This is a genomic window from Chitinispirillales bacterium ANBcel5 (genome assembly GCA_029688955.1).
Classification (GTDB): Bacteria; Fibrobacterota; Chitinivibrionia; order Chitinivibrionales; family Chitinispirillaceae; genus Cellulosispirillum; species Cellulosispirillum alkaliphilum.
In genome coordinates, this window is the sequence record JARUKZ010000002.1 from 117,008 (window position 1) to 135,370 (window position 18,363).

An 18,363-nucleotide genomic window follows, 5' to 3' on the forward strand; every position below is an offset into this window, starting at 1 on the left:
TCATCCCCTTTCCTAAGCATTATTTTTTTTTCTAATAAATTTTTCTACCGTATCAGCACAGTCTAAACCATCAGCAATTGCCTTCACGACTAAAGACGGTCCTTTTGTTATATCCCCGGTGGCAAAAACACCTTCATGTGATGTCACTCCCTCCTCACTACTCCAAATAAAACCATTATTGCTTCGCTCAAGTCGAAACTCTTCCGCAGAACTAACACATCCTGGCCCCGTAAACCCCATGGCAATCAAAACAAGCTCAGCTTTTAATGTAAACTCAGAACCCGGAATTTCAATAGGATTTTTACCTCCATTTTCATCTTTACCCCATTTAACCTCACAACACCGCACCTCAGAGACTTTACCTTCATTACCTACTATTTTCTTTGTCATTACAGACCATTTTCTCTCTCCCCCTTCTTTGTGACTACTTGACTCTCTTAACTTATAAGGCCACTCCGGCCAGGGAGTTTCGGAGGATCGAACTAAAGGCGGCTTAGGCATAATTTCTATCTGAACGACTTTTTTTGCACCCTGTCTTAAAGCAGTACCAAGACAATCTGAACCGGTATCCCCACCACCTATCACCACTACAGACTTATCCTTAGCAGAAATTAAAGTCTGATCAGACACATTTTCACCACCATTAATTCGATTCTGCAGTGTCAGATACGGTAAGGCATAATGAACCCCGTTCAAGTCACCACCTGGAACATTTAATTGACGCGGTGTTCTGGCCCCCCCTGCTAAAACCACCGCGTCAAAAGTTCTATGTAAATACGATGAAGAAATATCCGACCCTATAGTTACAGATGTCTTGAACGTAATGCCCTCTTCCTGCATCAGTTTAATACGCCTATCGATCACCCATTTTTCCAGTTTGAAATCAGGGATACCGTAACGTAACAACCCTCCTGGTTTTTCTGCACTTTCAAAAACCGTAACAGTGTATCCTTTTTGGTTTAGTTTCCAGGCGACAGCTAGTCCCGCAGGCCCAGATCCAACCACTGCTACATTTTCCTGTTTCCTATGTGATGGTAAAGCGGGTTTTGCCAAACCAGTTTGAAATGCCTGCTCGACAATATTATACTCAATTTGCCGTATATTCACCGGTTCTTCGTTAATCCCTGCAACACAGGAACCCTCACACAATGCAGGGCATATGCGAGCAGTAAATTCGGGAAACGGGTTGGTAAGAGTAAGAATATTCCATGCCTCTGCCCACCTGCCCATAGCTACCAGTTCATTGAATTCGGGTATTACGTTCCCAAGAGTACAACCATAACCATGACAGAACGGTACACCGCAATCCATACAGATTCTTGCCTGATCTGTTATTTGATCTGATGTGAGGAACAACTCAACAGCCAACCAATCATTGATACATTGCGATGCTTTTCTGTATTCAGGTTTTTTTCTTTGTAAAACGTTTTGATTATTCATGCTAACACTTCTTTCGGTTTTGAAATAAACTTTTCTTTTTTTATGCCACTCAGAGCACGTCGGTATTCCATTGGAAACACTTTAATAAAGAAAGGTAGTGTAGCTTCCCAATTTTGTAGAATATCACGAGCATAAACACTTCCCGTATAGGCTACATGCTGTTCAATCAACGATCTTAATTCCCTCACGTCTTCAGAGTTTTTAACCAACTCAAGATCAATCATTTCAAGATTACACTTATTATCAAACATGCCGGTTTTATCCAATACATAGGCGATTCCACCACTCATACCTGCTCCAAAATTCACCCCTGTTTCACCCAGCACAACGACTTTACCTCCCGTCATGTATTCACAGCCATGGTCACCAATTCCTTCAACCACCGCAACAGCACCACTATTACGAATTGCGAATCTTTCTCCTGCCTGACCATTAATAAAGACCTGTCCACTTGTTGCACCGTATAGTATCACATTTCCAGCTATGGTGTTAAAAGTTGTATCATAAGTAGCCTGTGGTGATGGCCTTATAATTACTCTTGCACCAGAAAGCCCTTTGGCGACATAGTCATTTGCTTCTCCTTCCAATATAAAAGAGATACCCTTTGCCCCAAAGGCTGCAAAGCTCTGCCCGGCAGTCCCTTTGAAACTCAGTGTAAGAGTACTCTCAGGCAATCCATTACTACCATAACGTTTAGCCACTTCACTTGAAACTATAGTACCAACACTTCTGTGAATATTTCTGATATCAAACTTAAGATACGTTTTCTTTCTATCTTTTAAGGCTTCAGCACACTTCGATAGAATTGAATAATCGAGAGCCTTTTCAAGCCCATGATTTTGTTTTCTTGTACACCGTGGATCATCATAAGCACTATCAGGACGGTAGAATAACGGTTCAAGATTAAGTCCCTTTGCCTTCCAAAACTCAATTGCGTCATTGGTCTCAAGCAAGTCTGATCGCCCAATCATATCATCAAATTTTCTAAATCCAAGCTGGGCCATGTAACTTCTAAGCTCCTCGGCTACCATAGTGAAATAGTTTACAATATACTCAGGCTTACCGCTGAATTTTTTTCGTAAATTTTTATCCTGAGTCGCCACTCCTACAGGACACGTATTATTGTGACATTTACGCATCATCACACACCCACATACAACAAGTGGCGCAGTAGCAAAACCAAATTCTTCAGCACCCAGTAGCGCAGCTACAAGTACATCCCTACCAGTTCTAAGCTGACCGTCTGTTTGTAATTTAACCCTGCTGCGCAAGCCATTCAACATGAGTGTTTGTTGTGTTTCAGACAGCCCCAATTCCCATGGGATTCCCGCATGTTTGATTGAAGATAATGGAGCAGCCCCTGTACCACCATCATATCCACTTATTAAGATTACATCAGCATGACCTTTAGCCAATCCTGCAGCAACCGTTCCTACTCCGCATTCGGATACCAGCTTCACAGAGATTCTTGCCTCAGGATTGGCATTTTTAAGGTCATAGATAAGTTGTGCGATATCTTCAATAGAATACACATCATGATGTGGTGGTGGTGAAATCAGAGTGACACCTGGAGTAGAGTTTCTAACAGAAGCAATTTGTTCATTCACCTTATGCCCTGGCAGATGCCCCCCTTCTCCTGGTTTTGCACCTTGAGCAATTTTAATCTGTATTTCCTTGGCATTTACAAGGTATTCTATCGTTACGCCAAAGCGTCCGCTTGCGACCTGTTTAATGGCGCTGCAGCTATTATCTCCGTTTGGTAATACTTTATAGCGCGCAGAGTCTTCTCCACCTTCACCACTGTTACTCATAGCACCTAAACGATTCATAGCGATAGCCAATGTTTGATGAGCTTCAATACTTAAAGACCCAAAAGACATTGCACCAGTAGCAAATCTTTTTACAATCTCCGAAACGGGTTCAACCTCTTCAACGGGTATGGGTGAATTTGATTTCTTTATACGAAAAAGTCCTCTTAGAGTACATAGTTTACGTGTTTGTTCATTTATCTGCTCTGCAAATTGGTTATAGATTTCTTTATCATTCTCTCGTGTAGCCCTCTGAAGCAGTTTGATGCTTTGCGGTGTCCACATATGCCGTTCACCATCTTTACGGTATTTATATTGTCCCCCCGAAGGCAAAAAAGAGGCACTCTCTTTTACAGACTCTCTGTATCGTGTATTGGCTTCGACTGCGATCTCTTCAATTCCTAAACCTTCTATTCTGGTAGGTGTACCTTCAAAATACTTCTCAATAACTTCTCTGTTAAGGCCGATTGCCTCAAAAAAACAAGCATTACGATAACTTCTTAAAGTTGATATACCCATTTTTGACATCACTTTAAGTAATCCCTTACAGATAGCTTTTACGTAATTATCTACAGCTTCTGGTGCTGTTACATGCTTTTCAAGCCTTTTATTATTTGCCATTTCTGTAATGGTCTCAAAAGCAAGGTATGGATTGATTGCACAAGCACCATACCCCAATAACAATGCAAAATGTGATACTTCTCTAGCTTCACCGGTCTCAGCAATCAACCCGGTTTTTGTTTTTAATCCTTCACGGATTAATGAATTATGAACAGCGGAAACAGCAAGTAGCATCGGAATTGGTACTTCACCTTCTTTGAGCCCTTTATCACTTAGAACCACTATTCTATACCCTTCACGTACCGCATTTACCGCTCTGTCACACAGGTTAGTGATAGCTCTTTTAAGAACCTTTCCGTTGCCACCAGCTTTAAATTCTGTTTTCAGTACCACGCTTTTAAAATCATCATTTTGAAGTGATGACATGCGCTTAAGATCGTCGTTGGAAAGAATAGGATGACGCATCTTAATCAGCCTCGCGTTTTCTTTTTTTTCTGTAAGAACAGACTCAGTATTCCCTATCGTGGTCATTAGAGACATAACCAGTTCTTCCCGAATGGGGTCAATTGCCGGATTAGTAACCTGAGCAAACATTTGTTTGAAGTACCAGTAAAGCAAATGAGGCTTCTCTGAAAATACGGCCAATGGTTGATCAGACCCCATCGATCCCTTAGGTTCCTGTTCGAATACAGCCATGTTGTTTAGTATGACCTTTTCATCTTCCCTTGTGTAACCAAACAGCATTTGTCTCTTTTTTAAACTGCTTTCATCAGGTAGAACAGGTGTAGCTGCATTATTTCCATAAAGATCTATTCTGTTTTCTTCAACCCATCTTCGATAGGGCTTTCGCCTGGCAAGTGCTAATTTTATTTCACAGTTTTTTCGTAATGTTTTTGCCTCTGTATCAGCCAGAATGATTTGTCCGGGTCTTAATGCGCCCATTTCCTTTACAGTTTCGGGAGGCAAGTCAACAACACCGGTTTCAGATGCCAGCACCATGAACCCATCATGAGTAATCGTATAGCGTGCAGGTCTTAAACCATTACGATCAAGTATTGCACCGACACTTTTTCCATCTGTAAAAACAACTGTCGCGGGTCCATCCCACGGTTCCATCAAACCAGCATGATACTCAAAGAACCCACGCAGATCCGGCCCCATGGGATATTTCTCACCCCACCCCTGAGGAATCATCATAACAGCCGAATGGTGCATTTTACGGCCACAATGTGTAAAAAATTCCATTGCATTATCGAGCGCTGCAGAATCACTGCCTTCTTCCTCTATTACCGGAAGCATCTCTTGTAAAGTATCACCAAACACCTCTGATTCAAGTCCCTTCTCCCGGGCACCCATATTTGCGCGATTGCCTTTAATCGTATTAATCTCCCCGTTATGGGCCAAACAACGAAATGGTTGAGCTAATCTCCATGAAGGAAAGGTGTTTGTGCTATATCGTTTATGAACTACCACCAGGGAACTCTCCATGAGTTTATCCTGCAAATCGGTATAAAACTCCGCCATTTGTGTTCCCTGAAGCATACCTTTGTAGATGATAGTCATGCAGGACAAACTTACGATATAGAAATCATCGATAGCTTTAGTTTCATTACGAACATTGTTGAGCCACATTTTTCTTACTACATACAGCTTCTGTTCTAATTCAAACTTTGTCATGCTATCACTACTAATGAAGCACTGAAAAATAGAGGGGCTTTCGTTGCGGGCTTGCTGGCCTAAGACCTTTGGATTTACCGGCACTTCACGCCACCCTGTCACCTTCAATCCTTGAGACTCAGCGGTCATCTCTCCGATTTTTATACACTTCTCTTTCAGTGCTTTGTTTTTCGGCAAAAAACACATACCCACACCGAAACCTGTATTTTGTGGCAAAACGATACCAAGCTTATCACATTCATTGCGGAAAAAACGTTCTGGTAATTGAAACAACAACCCTGCACCATCCCCGGTATTTGAATCTGCACCGGTTGCCCCCCGGTGCATTAGATTCTTAAGTACCTCGATACCTTTTTCGATGATGCTGTGTGTTTTTTGTCCTTCAATATTAACCAGAAAGCCTACCCCGCAAGCGTCATGTTCATTTGCTGGATTGTAAAGCCCCTGTTTTTCTGGAAAACCCATTTATTACCTCTTTAGATTAAGATAAAAACACATTCATCATTATTTACACCATAAACAACATCTCTGCATATGACGGAAGAGGCCATATATCATTGGGGATCATTTTCTCAAGTGAATCAGCTGCATCACGCATCTTCTCCATAGCACTCAATTTATTGATACCATCCAAATCGATACTTCTCTCCAAAACATCAATTCCTTTAACAAGATTATCCAGCTCAGAGCTGATAACCGTAAGGAGTTCTTTATTACCGGAAGCAGAAATGTTACATTTTTCCAGATTTATAATCGTCTCAGACAGTTGCAACTGATATCTAATGGCAGCAGGCATGATAATCGTTTTTGCCATATGAACAGCTGTTTTTGCCTCAATTGCAATCTGTTTTTCGTACTGTTCCATATACACTTCATAGCGTGATTCAAGTTCTGCCTCGCTTAAAACACCATACTTGGAAAAAAGATTCCTTATCTTTTCAGTTTGCAGAGGTTTAAGAGCTTCCGGGGTGACTGGAAGATTGGCTAACCCACGAGCTTTAGCCTCTGTAACCCAGTCATCGGTGTAATTATCTCCATCGAAAAGAATACGTTTGTGTTTTTTTACGATGCCCTGAAGCACTCCTGGCAGTACATCTGCTAAGTTTCCATCTTCAGCCATTTGCTTTTCAAGGCGAGTGCAAATCGTATCAAGCGCCTCAGCCATGATTGTATTCATAACCACATTTGGGCCGGCACAACTTTGTTTAGAACCCACAGCGCGAAACTCAAACTTATTACCCGTAAAAGCCAACGGTGATGTTCTGTTACGATCAGTAGTATGGCGTGGTAATAATGGCAGAGAAGAAACCCCTAGTTCAATACTGTCACCCTTGCGGCTTGATCCTTTCACCCCATTTTCTATCTGTTTAATAATTTCCGTCAGATCATGACCGAGATACACTGACATAATAGCAGGGGGGGCTTCGTTGGCCCCCAAACGATGATCATTTCCAGCCGAAGCAACCGAAGCACGCAAAAGCTCAGAATGATCATCGACTGCCTGTATCAGTGCGCAAATCATAGTAAGAAACTTAGCATTTTCATGAGGATTTTTCCCAGGTGAAAGCCAGTTTTTCCCATCAGGGCCACATACTGCCCAGTTGTTATGTTTTCCGGATCCATTAACTCCTGCAAATGGTTTTTCATGAAGCAAACAAACAAAGCCATGCTTATCCGCAACGCTTTGTAACACCTCCATGACTATCATGTTGTGATCTACCGCGAGATTAAGCTCCTCAAAAACCGGGGCAAGTTCAAACTGTGCTGGTGCCACCTCATTGTGCCTTGTTTTGGCGGGTATTCCCATACGCCACAGCTCGTGGTCAAGATCAGTCATAAACTCCATAACCCTGAGTTTAATTGCTCCAAAATAATGATCTTCCATCTGCTGATGTTTTGCGGGAGAACAACCAAATAACGTCCGACCAGTTTGAATCAGATCCAGCCTACGGCTTACTAATTTTTTATCGACCAAAAAGTACTCCTGCTCTGCACCAAGAGTAGCATATGCCCGTTTGCCTTTGTTATCTATACCAAACAGATTTCCCAGACGGCACAACTGCTTTGAAAGTGCATCCATTGATCGCAGCAAGGGTGTTTTTTTATCAAGCGCTTCTCCTTTATAGCCGCAAAATACAGTAGGTATACACAACACCCCCCCATTTGCACACTCTTTTATAAAGGCAGGACTGGTAGGATCCCAGGCAGTATACCCTCTTGCTTCGAAGGTTTCACGCAATCCGCCTGAAGGAAAACTGGAAGCATCAGGTTCACCCTGAATCAACTCTTTACCTGAAAACTTCATCAAGGCACCACCATCATGATTTGGAACCAAAAATGACTCATGTTTTTCGGCGGTAGCTCCGGTCAGGGGCTGAAACCAATGGGTAAAATGAGTTGCACCCATCTCAAGGGCCCAGGTCTTCATTGCCTCCGCAACATCATCGGCTATTTCAGAATCCAGGGTATCCCCGGCTCTTATCGTTGCACTTAAAGATTCAAATGTGCCTTCGGAAAGATAATTACGCATCATTTTCATGTTAAACACATTTTCCCCAAACTCCTCTATTACTTTTTTTCCAAGAGTATCCATTCTTACCTTACCCCCTGTTTTGTTTGAACAATAAGATTTTTACTTTTCATGTGCAAGTAACAAGCAGAAAGCGTACCAACCTTTTAAAGCTCATCATCAAACTGCTTAAGTGTTTGTATTTAGAGGGGTTATATTATCTTTACTAAATTTAACAAATTACACTATGGTTAAATTTTGTTACATAATTGTGCCCATCCAGCACGAGAATTACATTTTTGTATTACGCTGTAATCCACACCAAAGCAGCCAAACAAAAACCATCAAAAGTTATCTAAAAAGGCCAGTATTAGATCAATGAAGATAAGTGCCGATCGATCAGATTCAGTGAATGAGAGAAGGAATGCAGATGTTCAGGAAAGGGGAAAGACCCGCACACTTACCTTAGCAGTGCACAGGGTCTTTAGAGCAGAAAAGCTTAATTAGTCTTTCTTAAGGGAGTGGTCCAAAGATACACAGTGCTCTGGCCACCACCTTCACGTCGAACCGTTGCTTTAACATCTGGCTCCACACCGGCCATATTAAATTCGTGAGAGACGATTCTTGATCCGGGTTTTAGTTTTTCAAGTTGTGGAATAAGCCGAACATTAAGATCGGGAAGAAGATACAGAGTGATAACTGAAGCTTCACTCAAATCGAGTTCAAAAATATCCTTCTCCTCTATTGTAACAAGATCCTCAACCCCGGCTTCTTTTACGTTTTGAATCGATTTATCGACCATTTCAGGATCAATTTCATATCCATACGCTCTAACACCCGCTTTTTTGGCAGCAGCAATAACGATCCGGCCATCTCCTGAGCCCAGATCGTACACTACATCATCTTCTTGTACATCAGCCAGCCTCAGCATTATTTCAACCACCTCGTGGGGTGTTGGAACATAATGAATATCAGGTGTACGCTGGGGCCTTCTGGCAGTATCACTGGCAGTCACAGCTAAAAACAAAAGTCCTGAAAGTGACAGCGTTTTGATTAGCATACATTTAACTTTAAACATTACATCTCCCTTTGTTTAGTTTTTTGTAAAAGTTTTTTCTCCCGGGTAAAACCTAACCAGTAAAACGGTATGCCCGCCATAAGTAATGTCATACCAAAAACAGACAAACCCTTAGCATAAATGATGCTATTATATAGCATATAAAAACAGGTAAAACAGAATATTAAAGGTAAATAAGGATACAGTGGAACAGAAAATGACCGTTTGAAACTCCTGTTCTTTATTCTAAGTATAAAAAGTGAAATGCCGCTTAGCAATAAAAAGAGCCAAAACACAGGAGCTGTTCCTGCTACAAGTGTTCCAAATCCCCCTCCATACTGTTCCCAGGGTAGCTTATCCAAACCTATCACTACAAGGAATCTGTCAAGAGCAGAGCGACCTGCTTTTGTACCCACACCAAAAATCATCAGCAGCGTAATCAGACACTGAACTAAAAAGGAGATTGCCGGAGTACCGAATCGTGATGACCAGCGCCCCAAAACAGAGAACGTTTTATGATCCAGCCCCATCGCAGCATACACCCGTGAACCTGTTAAAATGGAGCCGTTAATCGAGCAGAGAACAGAAAGGATCACAATCATGCTCATTATTTTTGCGCCTGCACTTCCAAAGCTTAACTGCAACACTTCAGAAGCTGGAGCAGCGGAGTTTCTGAGCCCCTCAAAACCCAAACCATACAGATAGCCCACATTTACAATGATCGAAACCAAAGTAATCACACTTATACTTATAAGTAGCGCTCTTGGTATATTTTTGCCTGGTTCACGAACCTCCGCCGCTACAAATGCCGCCTCGTTCCATCCCCCAAATGCATAAAGAACCATAATCATTGCCAGGCCTACCCCGGGGCCACTTCGTGCATTCTCAACCAAAAACGCGTTTTCACTACTAACGAAAAAACCTGCCATAATTACTGCAGCTAATCCAAGCATTATGGAAATGGTAAGAAGATACTGAGTGGTTTTCCCAAATTTTACTCCAATTATATTTACTACAGTCAAAGCTACTACTACAGCAGCAGCAAACCACACCTGATCAACTGTCGCAAACAGTTGTGTAGCATACCTGGCAAACACATAGGATAGAGCACCTATACTACCTGTTTGTATTACCACCAAACGCCCCCACCCAAACAGATACCCCACACAGGGATGAAAGGCTTTGGTAAGATAGGTATAATCTCCTCCCATGTGAGGGTAACTTGTTGCCAGCTCAGCGTAACAGAGTGCCCCCACTATGGAGAGTACCCCGCCCAACAACCAAATCCCAAGACCATGCCAGGGGGTAGATACATTGTTAAATACAATAGGAGGGATCTCAAAAATCGAAACCCCAATTACTATCCCTACTATTATGCTCACACACCCCCAAAGACCTAAATGGCGCTTTAGCCCCCCATTGTAGGACTGTAATTCATATATGGTTGTGTTACATGAGTTTGGTTTTCTGATAACCGGTTTTTCCAATGTTGTACTATCAGACATGTATTCCTCTTCGAGGCTCCTAAAATACAATCAAATATATTAATTGAGATAAGTTAAACTCAAAGTAGCCTACCAAAACTACTAGTTTCCATTCAAAAAAGAGAGAAAATGATCGTACCGACCCTTAGGGTAGGAGTTTAATTACAACGCTGCAGATTTAAGAAGCTACATTTTTTTAGCAGGTTTAAAAATAGTACCTCAGACGTGCTGCCAGAAGATTAGGTAATTGCCCAAAAACGGTCCCATCATCACCGATATAGAGTTGAGCGATTGTTAGAAGGTCAAGGTTCGTTGCCACAGACCAGTCCAGAGATGGCTGAAGAAGAAGAGACTGATCATCAGGATTAAACATCACCGAAAGAGCTCCCTGTAGAAGTGGAACAAATGGATAGGATACAGAACTATACAGAAGAAATCTGGCAGGGGTAAGATTTTTGGCATTGATTTGGGGAGACAGCAGAGGAACAGTATCTACGATCCCATTATCACCAAAACCGTTGTACAAAGCTTCCCCGATAACATGCAAACCGTTGGCGAACATGTAATCGCCCGAAATTGCTGTTACAGTCGTGAGCTCATCTCCTATATCTACCCCATCATCTTCACTAAGAAACGGAAGATAGGTACTGAGCTCTCCCCTGAACCCAGCCCCTCCAATTGAACCAGACCAGGAAAAGCCTCCCGCAGCATCCAGCCCAAAAAATCCTCCCTGAAACTGAAGGTCGTAATTAAAGCGGTTAAAACGGTAGAGCAGTGCATATACCCGCTCCTCTCTGTGCTCAGAAGCCCCAAGTGCTGCCTCAAATAACGATAACACCCCGGGATAGTACTGAACACGCAATGCATCCGAACCAGGTCGCTCCTCGTAATCAAAATCAAGGTATTCATAGGCATTAAACCAATCATTGGGGTTCCAAACATAATTGGTGCCCCAGTTCACCCGCTGCCTGCCCACAGTTACCCGTAAGCTGGGGCGTGAGTAGGACAGATACAGGCGATCCATGTTAAGCACCGTAATACCGCCCCAGGCGCCGGTAAGATCCATTATACCCCTGTCTTCGCCAATAATATCAACCACCGGACTCTCTAACCCAAACGCCTCAGCCTGCTCACCCCAAAACACCTGAAGCCTCACAGCACCATGTAATGTAACCGGCACAACGGGCAGAAAATAGGTAAAATCCAACCGTGAGTGAATCAGGTAATCTAAAAACTGCTCATCGGGATCAAAACTGAAACTGTAAATAGGCATTCCACCCAAAAAACCCCGAACTTCTGTATTTTGCTCTGAGGGCAACCATTGTGCCCCGGTTTCAAAGCCAATCACCACAAGTGCCAACATCGCAAGCACAATGTTGTCCTTTTTTCCTGTAACGCTGCGCCTCCACCAACTATCTCTCACTGTCATCCCTAACCTCCCCGTCGAGAAGACTCACCACCCTTCGTGCACGTTTAATTACCCGTTCATCATGGGTGGAAAAGAGAATGGTGGTTTTAAGTTTTGAATTAAGCTCAGCCATCAAATCCAGAAGGTTTTCAGCGGATCTGGAATCAAGATTTGCGGTTGGCTCATCGGCCAGAACAAATTTGGGCTTTGATGCCAAAGCACGTGCAACTGCAACCCGCTGCTGCTCACCACCAGAGAGTTGAACCGGACGGTGATCAGCCCGTTTTTTCAACCCAACAGCTTCAAGAAGCTCAAGGGACCGGTTACGTCTTTGGTGCTTATCAACCTTTTGAAGCATCATTATAAATTCGATATTCTCTTTTGCAGTTAATACAGGGATAAGATTATAGGCCTGAAAAACAAACCCTATATTAAATAATCTAAAGTCGATAATTTCACCCGAGGACAACTTCCCGATATCTGTTTTGTCTATAACAACGGTGCCCTGAGTTGGCCTGTCCAATCCACCCAACAAATGCAGCAGCGTACTTTTCCCCGACCCTGAAGGTCCCACAATAGCGGTAAACTCCCCATCCAAAATCGTAAGGTTAACACCATTGAGGGCTTTTACAGGAACCTCTGATTCGTGATACTCTTTTTTTAAATTGTTAGTTGTTATAACTTCCACAGCCATTTTTCTACCTTTCAGTCTGTACGTAACGCATCAGCCGGCCTGAGCCTGAGGGCCTTTAACGCCGGGTATAAAGCCGAAAGCACCGCTACCACTATGACCATTAGCCCCAGTACCGGATACATTGTCCAGGGCAGTTGAGGGTAGAGGATCTCACCGGTGCCAAATTCAGCAAGACCTTCTGCAAACACCGAAAGATCGATTCCTGTTTCTGACACCACCGAGATAAGCACAAAGGAAAACACCATGCCCACAACCGCTCCGGTGACCGAAAGCACCACCGTCTCAAGCACAATCATGGAAAACAGCGTCCCACGCTTCATCCCCACTGCCATAAGCATCCCAATCTCCCGGGTGCGCTCAAGCACCACCATAAGCATTGTATTTACTATTCCAAAGGCAAGAGCAAGAAGGATAACTATCAGAAATATGTAGAGAAAAACATCCAGGGTCGAGGCGATATAATCAAGTTCAGGGGCTAAATCACGCCAGGTCTCTACACACATCCCCTCAGCCATCTGTTCTATGTACACCATTGAAGTATCCATTGCTTCCATAGTGGTAAAGAGTATCGATACCTGCTGAAACCGCTGCTGGTCCATCTCCAGATGAGGAGCCAGATCATCCGAACGCACATATATTGTACTGCGGTCAAACTCAGCCGACGGAGTGCGGAAAAGCCCGCTAACCCTGAATGCCCCGCCACTAATCACCCCTTCAACGTTTTGAAATGTTAATACCAGCCTCGAGCCCACGCCGATATCCAGCCGCTCCGCAAGCTCCTGTCCAATCACTGCAGGATTGAGCATTGCAGTATCAAAATACTGCCCTTCGATAATAGATTCGTCGATTATCGTAAGATTCCGCTCCATAGACGGAATAACCCCCAGCATCTCCACCCCCATCGCCATTCTGGGAGATGAGGCCATTGCGTCTACAAGCATCCGTGGCGCAGCAGCACGAACCTGCTCCATTGTAGTAATCTCAGAGGCTATACCCATCGCATTTGGTACATACAAGGAAAGATCTCGTTCCCTGCGATAATCGGGGTGAGTAATCTGAACGTGAGAGAGTCTGGTGGTGAGTGAAACAGACACAATCTGATCCCCCATACCAAGCATCACCGCCGTTGCAAACAATCCGGCAAGCAACCCCACGGCTATGGCACACATGATGATGAGGCTTCTGGTTTTATTTCTCCAGATATTTTTCCACGCCATTTCAAAAAACACTTACACAAGCCCCCAAAATTTATCCATGCAACTGATCTGAAATATTAAGTTTGCGAACCGACAAAACCGGATACAAACACGCCACAAGCGAAATTACCATTACCACTATCCCCTGATTAATAAAAATTGATGGACTAACCAGAAAAGGAATCAGCGGATCGAAACCAAATTGACGCATAGCCTGAGCGGTATCTCCGGTTAACACTATTGGATTAGCCCTCATATATAGAAGTATGGGTACAGAAACAACGATTCCGCTTAGTGTTCCAAGTAATCCTATCACCACTGTTTCAATAAGCAGTATCAGGCTCAGCGCCCGGTTTTTAAGCCCTATGGCAACCATGATGGCAAATTCCCTGCGTCGCTCAGCCATCATCATCATCACTGTGCCAAAAACCCCAAAAGCAATTACCAGATATAAAATCCCAAGCATAATTAACCCCTGGGCATCGTCCAGCTCAATTATCTGCACCAATTCCGGTAGCATCTCTCTCCAGGTAAGAACGTCTATATCGTTTCCATAAATACCCCAGATCTGGTCCCTTACACTCCACAGTCTGTCAGGCCTGTCTATCATAACCGCAAGTGAAGTAATTCTTTGGGGCATAGAATAAAACCACTGCGCATCTTCAAGGCTCATATATAGCATACTCTGATTAAGATCGGGAAGAGGCAGATCAACGATACCCTCTACCAGAAACGCGCCGGCGGCACTCATTCCGTAATACCCCTGCCCCAAAAGAATAACCGTGTCCTCAGGTGAAACGTTAAGGTACTCTGCAAGACCACTTGCGATTAGTACCCGCTCAGAACTCCCCCCGGAAAGATAGGTGCCCTCAATAAGCTGCTCCTCAAGATTGTTCATCCTGTTTTCTGCCTCAGGATCGATGCCGGTCACTACCGATGCGCGCGTTTGATCGCCCGATGATGCCAAAGCGAACGACTCTATCCGCGGCACCACATGGGTAACATCCTCAAGCGCCATCACCTCTTCCACCATCTCCTGACGATACTGCATGCTGTTTTCAAGGCTTCTGGTCTCCCAAAACTCCTCACCCTGCACCTGAATAAACCCCGTAGAGATTCTGACAGTATTGGTTATCATGTGTTCGTAGGTACCAAGCTGCATCGAACGGATAAAAAGAACCAGTATCACGGCAAAGAAGATTGATGCGGTGGTGATAAGCGTGCGGTGGCTGTTACGCCAAAGATTTCTCCATGCCATAGTAACAAAAAGCATCATGGGATTTCTACCTTATGGTTCTCATGTTTTGCTGAGAGAAGAACCCTTCATCGATATCGATATCAAACTCCAAATCATCATATTCCATAACTGTGCTTTGCCCCTGCTCATCAACAGGCACCATCTCCCAGCGGGTAGGAATCTCCCTTCCCCCCAGTTCACGAACAGAATCGAGGGTAAGATCATTAACCAGCACCCCGTCTTCATCGTAATACAGTGCGCGACGCTGGTTATAATCATCTTTGGTTACCCACATCTCTACCCTGTCCCATACTACCGCAGCTTCAGGTTTTGGAACCATCTCTACGCGCCAGGCCTCCATCTGTTCCACCGTTGTATCGGGAAGAAAAGAATGTTCATAATCATCGACGATTGAAGCCTCCTGCACCAGATCATCATTGGTAAAGTCTGAACCCATCCAGGACTGAGTCATCATTGAAGGAGGGATTCTTACTACTCTCTGAATAGATGGCACCCACTGCCACACTTCATTGTAACGTTTAAGAAAGGAGGTACCCCGATCCCTTGGAGGTGAGAGGATATAGATCATGGAAAAATCCTGGCTAAGGGAGTAGGCGCGTACAGAAAGTTCTCTGGTCCAGTCGGGTCGTATGATACGCATAGTCATCTCCGCACGGCTGGACTCTCCCCTCATCCGCTCATCAACCCTGCGCACCACCTCCGTTGCGTCCTGCGCCCAAAGTAAAGAACAAAATGATACTGCTGCAAGGATTAAAACAACTTTAACGCCCATAATAAAGCCCCTTTTATCTAAAAGCACTACCCGGGTATTCGCGACATCAACAAAGACGCAAATTTTATTCCACCAGTTCACAGTGTTAATTTCAATCTGGCCTGGTGATTGATTGTTAATTATTACAGGTGGATTTTAATTGAGGTGGTTTATGGTACTCTGGGCCATTATCTTTGCAATAATAGCACTGATCGCTGGCATCCTGAAGTTTACGGAAGTACCGGGCCATATATCAGCCATTGCAAAAGGGCTTTTTTTTGTGTTTCTTATACTCTTTGTTGTCTCGTTTTGGATACAGGTGTTGTGATGATTAAAATAGTAATTTGTATAGTAATTTTTACTTTGTGGGTTAAAACAGCTAACGCGCAGACCAATGAAAACGTTTACGATTCTCTGTCATCACTGAAAAAAGGGTGTGATCCGGTAGATGAGTTTATACGCCACTTTCTTATTCCACAGATAATTAAAACAGATGATGGCGGATACCTGATAGTAGCCGGAGGAAAAGTACAACTGTTTGACCCTTTTCTCAATCTAAAAAAGGAAGTGGAGCTTAAACCAGATCTCCATAGGTTACAACAGCTCCTTAATCAAATCCGAGAAATCACCGACACCACAAGCAATTAATATGAACAATCTTACGTTCTCAGCAACAAAATACAGCTCAGCTTGATTTTTCCCGGGGCGAAATCTTTTTTTCAATTGCCTTATTCTATCTTACACTTTATTGACCATTTAGCTTAGGTTGTAATTTTTTTGATGAAAACAGTAATTGTGCTCCTTTTTAGCGCTACCCTGCTCTATAGCAGCCAGGATATCCAATGGAAAAAGCTCTCTGAAGGTCTTGAATACGGAAAAGCCCTCTCCTCCCTTTATCTTCCACTGGATAGTGTCTATATCAATCTGCTTCGTATTGACCCCGCCCACTATAAGCTTCAGCTCTTTAACGCCTCTCATCCCACCCAGGGCTCTGCGATGAGCGCACGTGCCTGGGCGAACCAAGAGGGGCTTACGGCCGTAATCAATGCAGCAATGTATCAGCAGGACCATCTAAGCAGTGTGTCCTTTATGCAAAATAATGACCATATCAATAACCCACGCCTCTCCAAAGACCGCACTGTACTTGCTTTCGATCCACTGGTGCAGGGGATAGCTCCGGTAAGAATCATCGATATGGAATGTGATGATTTTGATTCCTTACGAGAGCAGTATGGAAGCTTTGTGCAGTCCATACGGATGCTCTCCTGCACGGGACGAAACGTATGGCAGGAAAATACAAGACGATGGAGTATTGCAGCTGTAGGTACCGACTCTTCCGAAAACCTTCTCTTTATTCATGTGAGGGCACCCCATTCGGTACACGAATTGATAAACATTTTAATAGAACTGCCAATCGATCTAAATCGGGTGATGTATATGGAAGGTGGTTCACAGGCACAGCTCTATTTTGAGAGCGAAAAAAGAAACTATCAATTCATAGGAAATTACAGCTCAGGTGGCAGAGCGTTCACCATCTCTCCACTGCCCAATGTTCTGGGAATTTCCAGAATATCAGAAAGTGACTAACTCTATGAGTCAAAAGGAAACTACTACTCGTTTCAATTTTCTACGCAGGTTCTGGAAAATAGTAAAAACTCTCTTTTTAGCCTATGCAGTTGTTTTCTCTCTGGTAGTTACCGCTCTTATTATAAGCGCATACATCTTTATCTCCAGACCCATACGTGAGGTCAGAGAGCTAAAAGTAAACAACCCCACCGAAACAGCATTTATGGCCCAGCACAGTGAGCGCCTTTCTCATAACCCCGCCAGCTCAATCGACCAGGAATTTGTACCTATTACTCAAATCTCACCCTGGCTTAAAAAGGCGGTTCTGGCAGCAGAAGATGACGGTTTCTTTACTCATCCGGGGTTCGACCTTGATGCAATTATTGCAGCGTTTGACTACAACAGAACACAGGGTGAAAACATACGGGGAGCAAGCACTATCACTCAGCAACTTGCCAAGAACCTCTTTCTCAGTCCCGAAAGAAGCTTTAGGCGTAAAGCTATAGAACTTGGTTACACGTTGCTTCTTGAGCACTATCTGAGTAAAGACAGAATTCTTGAGCTCTACTTAAATTACGCCCAGTGGGGTGTTGCTATATTTGGGTGTGAAGCTGCGTCGTGGTACTATTTTAATAAACCAAGTTATGAACTTACTCTCTATGAAGCAGCACGGATGGCAGCGGTGCTCTCCATGCCCTCAAGACTCACGCCTCACCACATCACCTCTCCCTACATGCAAAGCAGGCTCACTGTTATCGCCAACAATCTCTACTATCGGGGAAGTATTGATAAAGAGCAGTATATGATGCTCACTGAAAACGAACCGCCCGAAATTGTGGAGCAAAATACAGGTGTAGAATAGACATCTAAGCGTGAGGTTGTTTTTTTTCTCCTGAGATATACTGTAGCCAAAGAAATATTTACATAAGAATCGGAAATACGATTACCAGAGAA

At 43.6% G+C, this 18,363-nt stretch carries 14 protein-coding genes; 4 read left to right on the forward strand and 10 right to left on the reverse strand.

The features are described 5' to 3' along the window. Positions 1-12 precede the first annotated feature (12 nt). From QA601_01720 to QA601_01765, 10 genes are all read right to left on the reverse strand, one after another. Positions 13-1,440: a glutamate synthase subunit beta gene (locus QA601_01720; protein ID MDG5813780.1), complete on the reverse strand. Its 1,428-nt coding sequence runs from the start codon at positions 1,438-1,440 to the stop codon at positions 13-15. Next, the gene (gene gltB, locus QA601_01725) at positions 1,437-5,951 is read right to left on the reverse strand and encodes a glutamate synthase large subunit (protein ID MDG5813781.1); all 4,515 of its coding nucleotides are present in this window, start codon (positions 5,949-5,951) and stop codon (positions 1,437-1,439) included. Before gltB ends, QA601_01720 begins: the two co-directional genes overlap by 4 nt. Before the next feature lie 43 nt (positions 5,952-5,994). Next, positions 5,995-8,079: a glutamine synthetase III gene (locus tag QA601_01730; GenBank protein MDG5813782.1), complete on the reverse strand. Its 2,085-nt coding sequence runs from the start codon at positions 8,077-8,079 to the stop codon at positions 5,995-5,997. A 415-nt stretch (positions 8,080-8,494) separates the two neighbouring features. Beyond that, a complete protein-coding gene (locus QA601_01735; protein MDG5813783.1) occupies positions 8,495-9,073 on the reverse strand; it encodes a methyltransferase domain-containing protein in 579 nt (192 codons plus the stop codon). Then, positions 9,073-10,557 carry an amino acid permease gene (locus QA601_01740; GenBank protein ID MDG5813784.1) on the reverse strand — a complete coding sequence of 495 codons (1,485 nt, stop codon included), beginning with the start codon at positions 10,555-10,557 and terminating at the stop codon, positions 9,073-9,075. Before QA601_01740 ends, QA601_01735 begins: the two co-directional genes overlap by 1 nt. Positions 10,558-10,741: 184 nt before the next feature. After that, positions 10,742-11,965, reverse strand: coding sequence for a hypothetical protein (locus tag QA601_01745; GenBank protein MDG5813785.1), 1,224 nt, complete (start codon positions 11,963-11,965; stop codon positions 10,742-10,744). Further along, positions 11,949-12,638, reverse strand: coding sequence for an ABC transporter ATP-binding protein (locus tag QA601_01750; protein ID MDG5813786.1), 690 nt, complete (start codon positions 12,636-12,638; stop codon positions 11,949-11,951). Before QA601_01750 ends, QA601_01745 begins: the two co-directional genes overlap by 17 nt. Before the next feature lie 11 nt (positions 12,639-12,649). Then, positions 12,650-13,807: an FtsX-like permease family protein gene (locus tag QA601_01755; GenBank protein ID MDG5813787.1), complete on the reverse strand. Its 1,158-nt coding sequence runs from the start codon at positions 13,805-13,807 to the stop codon at positions 12,650-12,652. A gap of 79 nt (positions 13,808-13,886) precedes the next feature. Beyond that, a complete protein-coding gene (locus QA601_01760; protein ID MDG5813788.1) occupies positions 13,887-15,110 on the reverse strand; it encodes an FtsX-like permease family protein in 1,224 nt (407 codons plus the stop codon). A gap of 7 nt (positions 15,111-15,117) precedes the next feature. Further along, on the reverse strand, positions 15,118-15,864 hold the full coding sequence (locus QA601_01765) for an outer membrane lipoprotein-sorting protein (protein MDG5813789.1): 747 nt from the start codon (positions 15,862-15,864) through the stop codon (positions 15,118-15,120). Positions 15,865-16,015: 151 nt separating this feature from the next. Between QA601_01765 and QA601_01770 the strand changes: the two genes are divergently transcribed. The 4 genes from QA601_01770 to mtgA all read left to right on the forward strand — a co-directional run bounded on the left by QA601_01770 (position 16,016) and on the right by mtgA (position 18,271). Beyond that, positions 16,016-16,171 carry a DUF1328 domain-containing protein gene (locus QA601_01770; protein MDG5813790.1) on the forward strand — a complete coding sequence of 52 codons (156 nt, stop codon included), beginning with the start codon at positions 16,016-16,018 and terminating at the stop codon, positions 16,169-16,171. Then, on the forward strand, positions 16,171-16,491 hold the full coding sequence (locus QA601_01775) for a hypothetical protein (protein ID MDG5813791.1): 321 nt from the start codon (positions 16,171-16,173) through the stop codon (positions 16,489-16,491). The genes QA601_01770 and QA601_01775 overlap by 1 nt, the downstream gene beginning before the upstream one ends. A gap of 132 nt (positions 16,492-16,623) precedes the next feature. Then, positions 16,624-17,430 carry a phosphodiester glycosidase family protein gene (locus tag QA601_01780; GenBank protein MDG5813792.1) on the forward strand — a complete coding sequence of 269 codons (807 nt, stop codon included), beginning with the start codon at positions 16,624-16,626 and terminating at the stop codon, positions 17,428-17,430. Between the two features lie 4 nt (positions 17,431-17,434). Continuing rightward, on the forward strand, positions 17,435-18,271 hold the full coding sequence (gene mtgA / locus QA601_01785) for a monofunctional biosynthetic peptidoglycan transglycosylase (protein MDG5813793.1): 837 nt from the start codon (positions 17,435-17,437) through the stop codon (positions 18,269-18,271). Positions 18,272-18,363 lie beyond the last annotated feature (92 nt).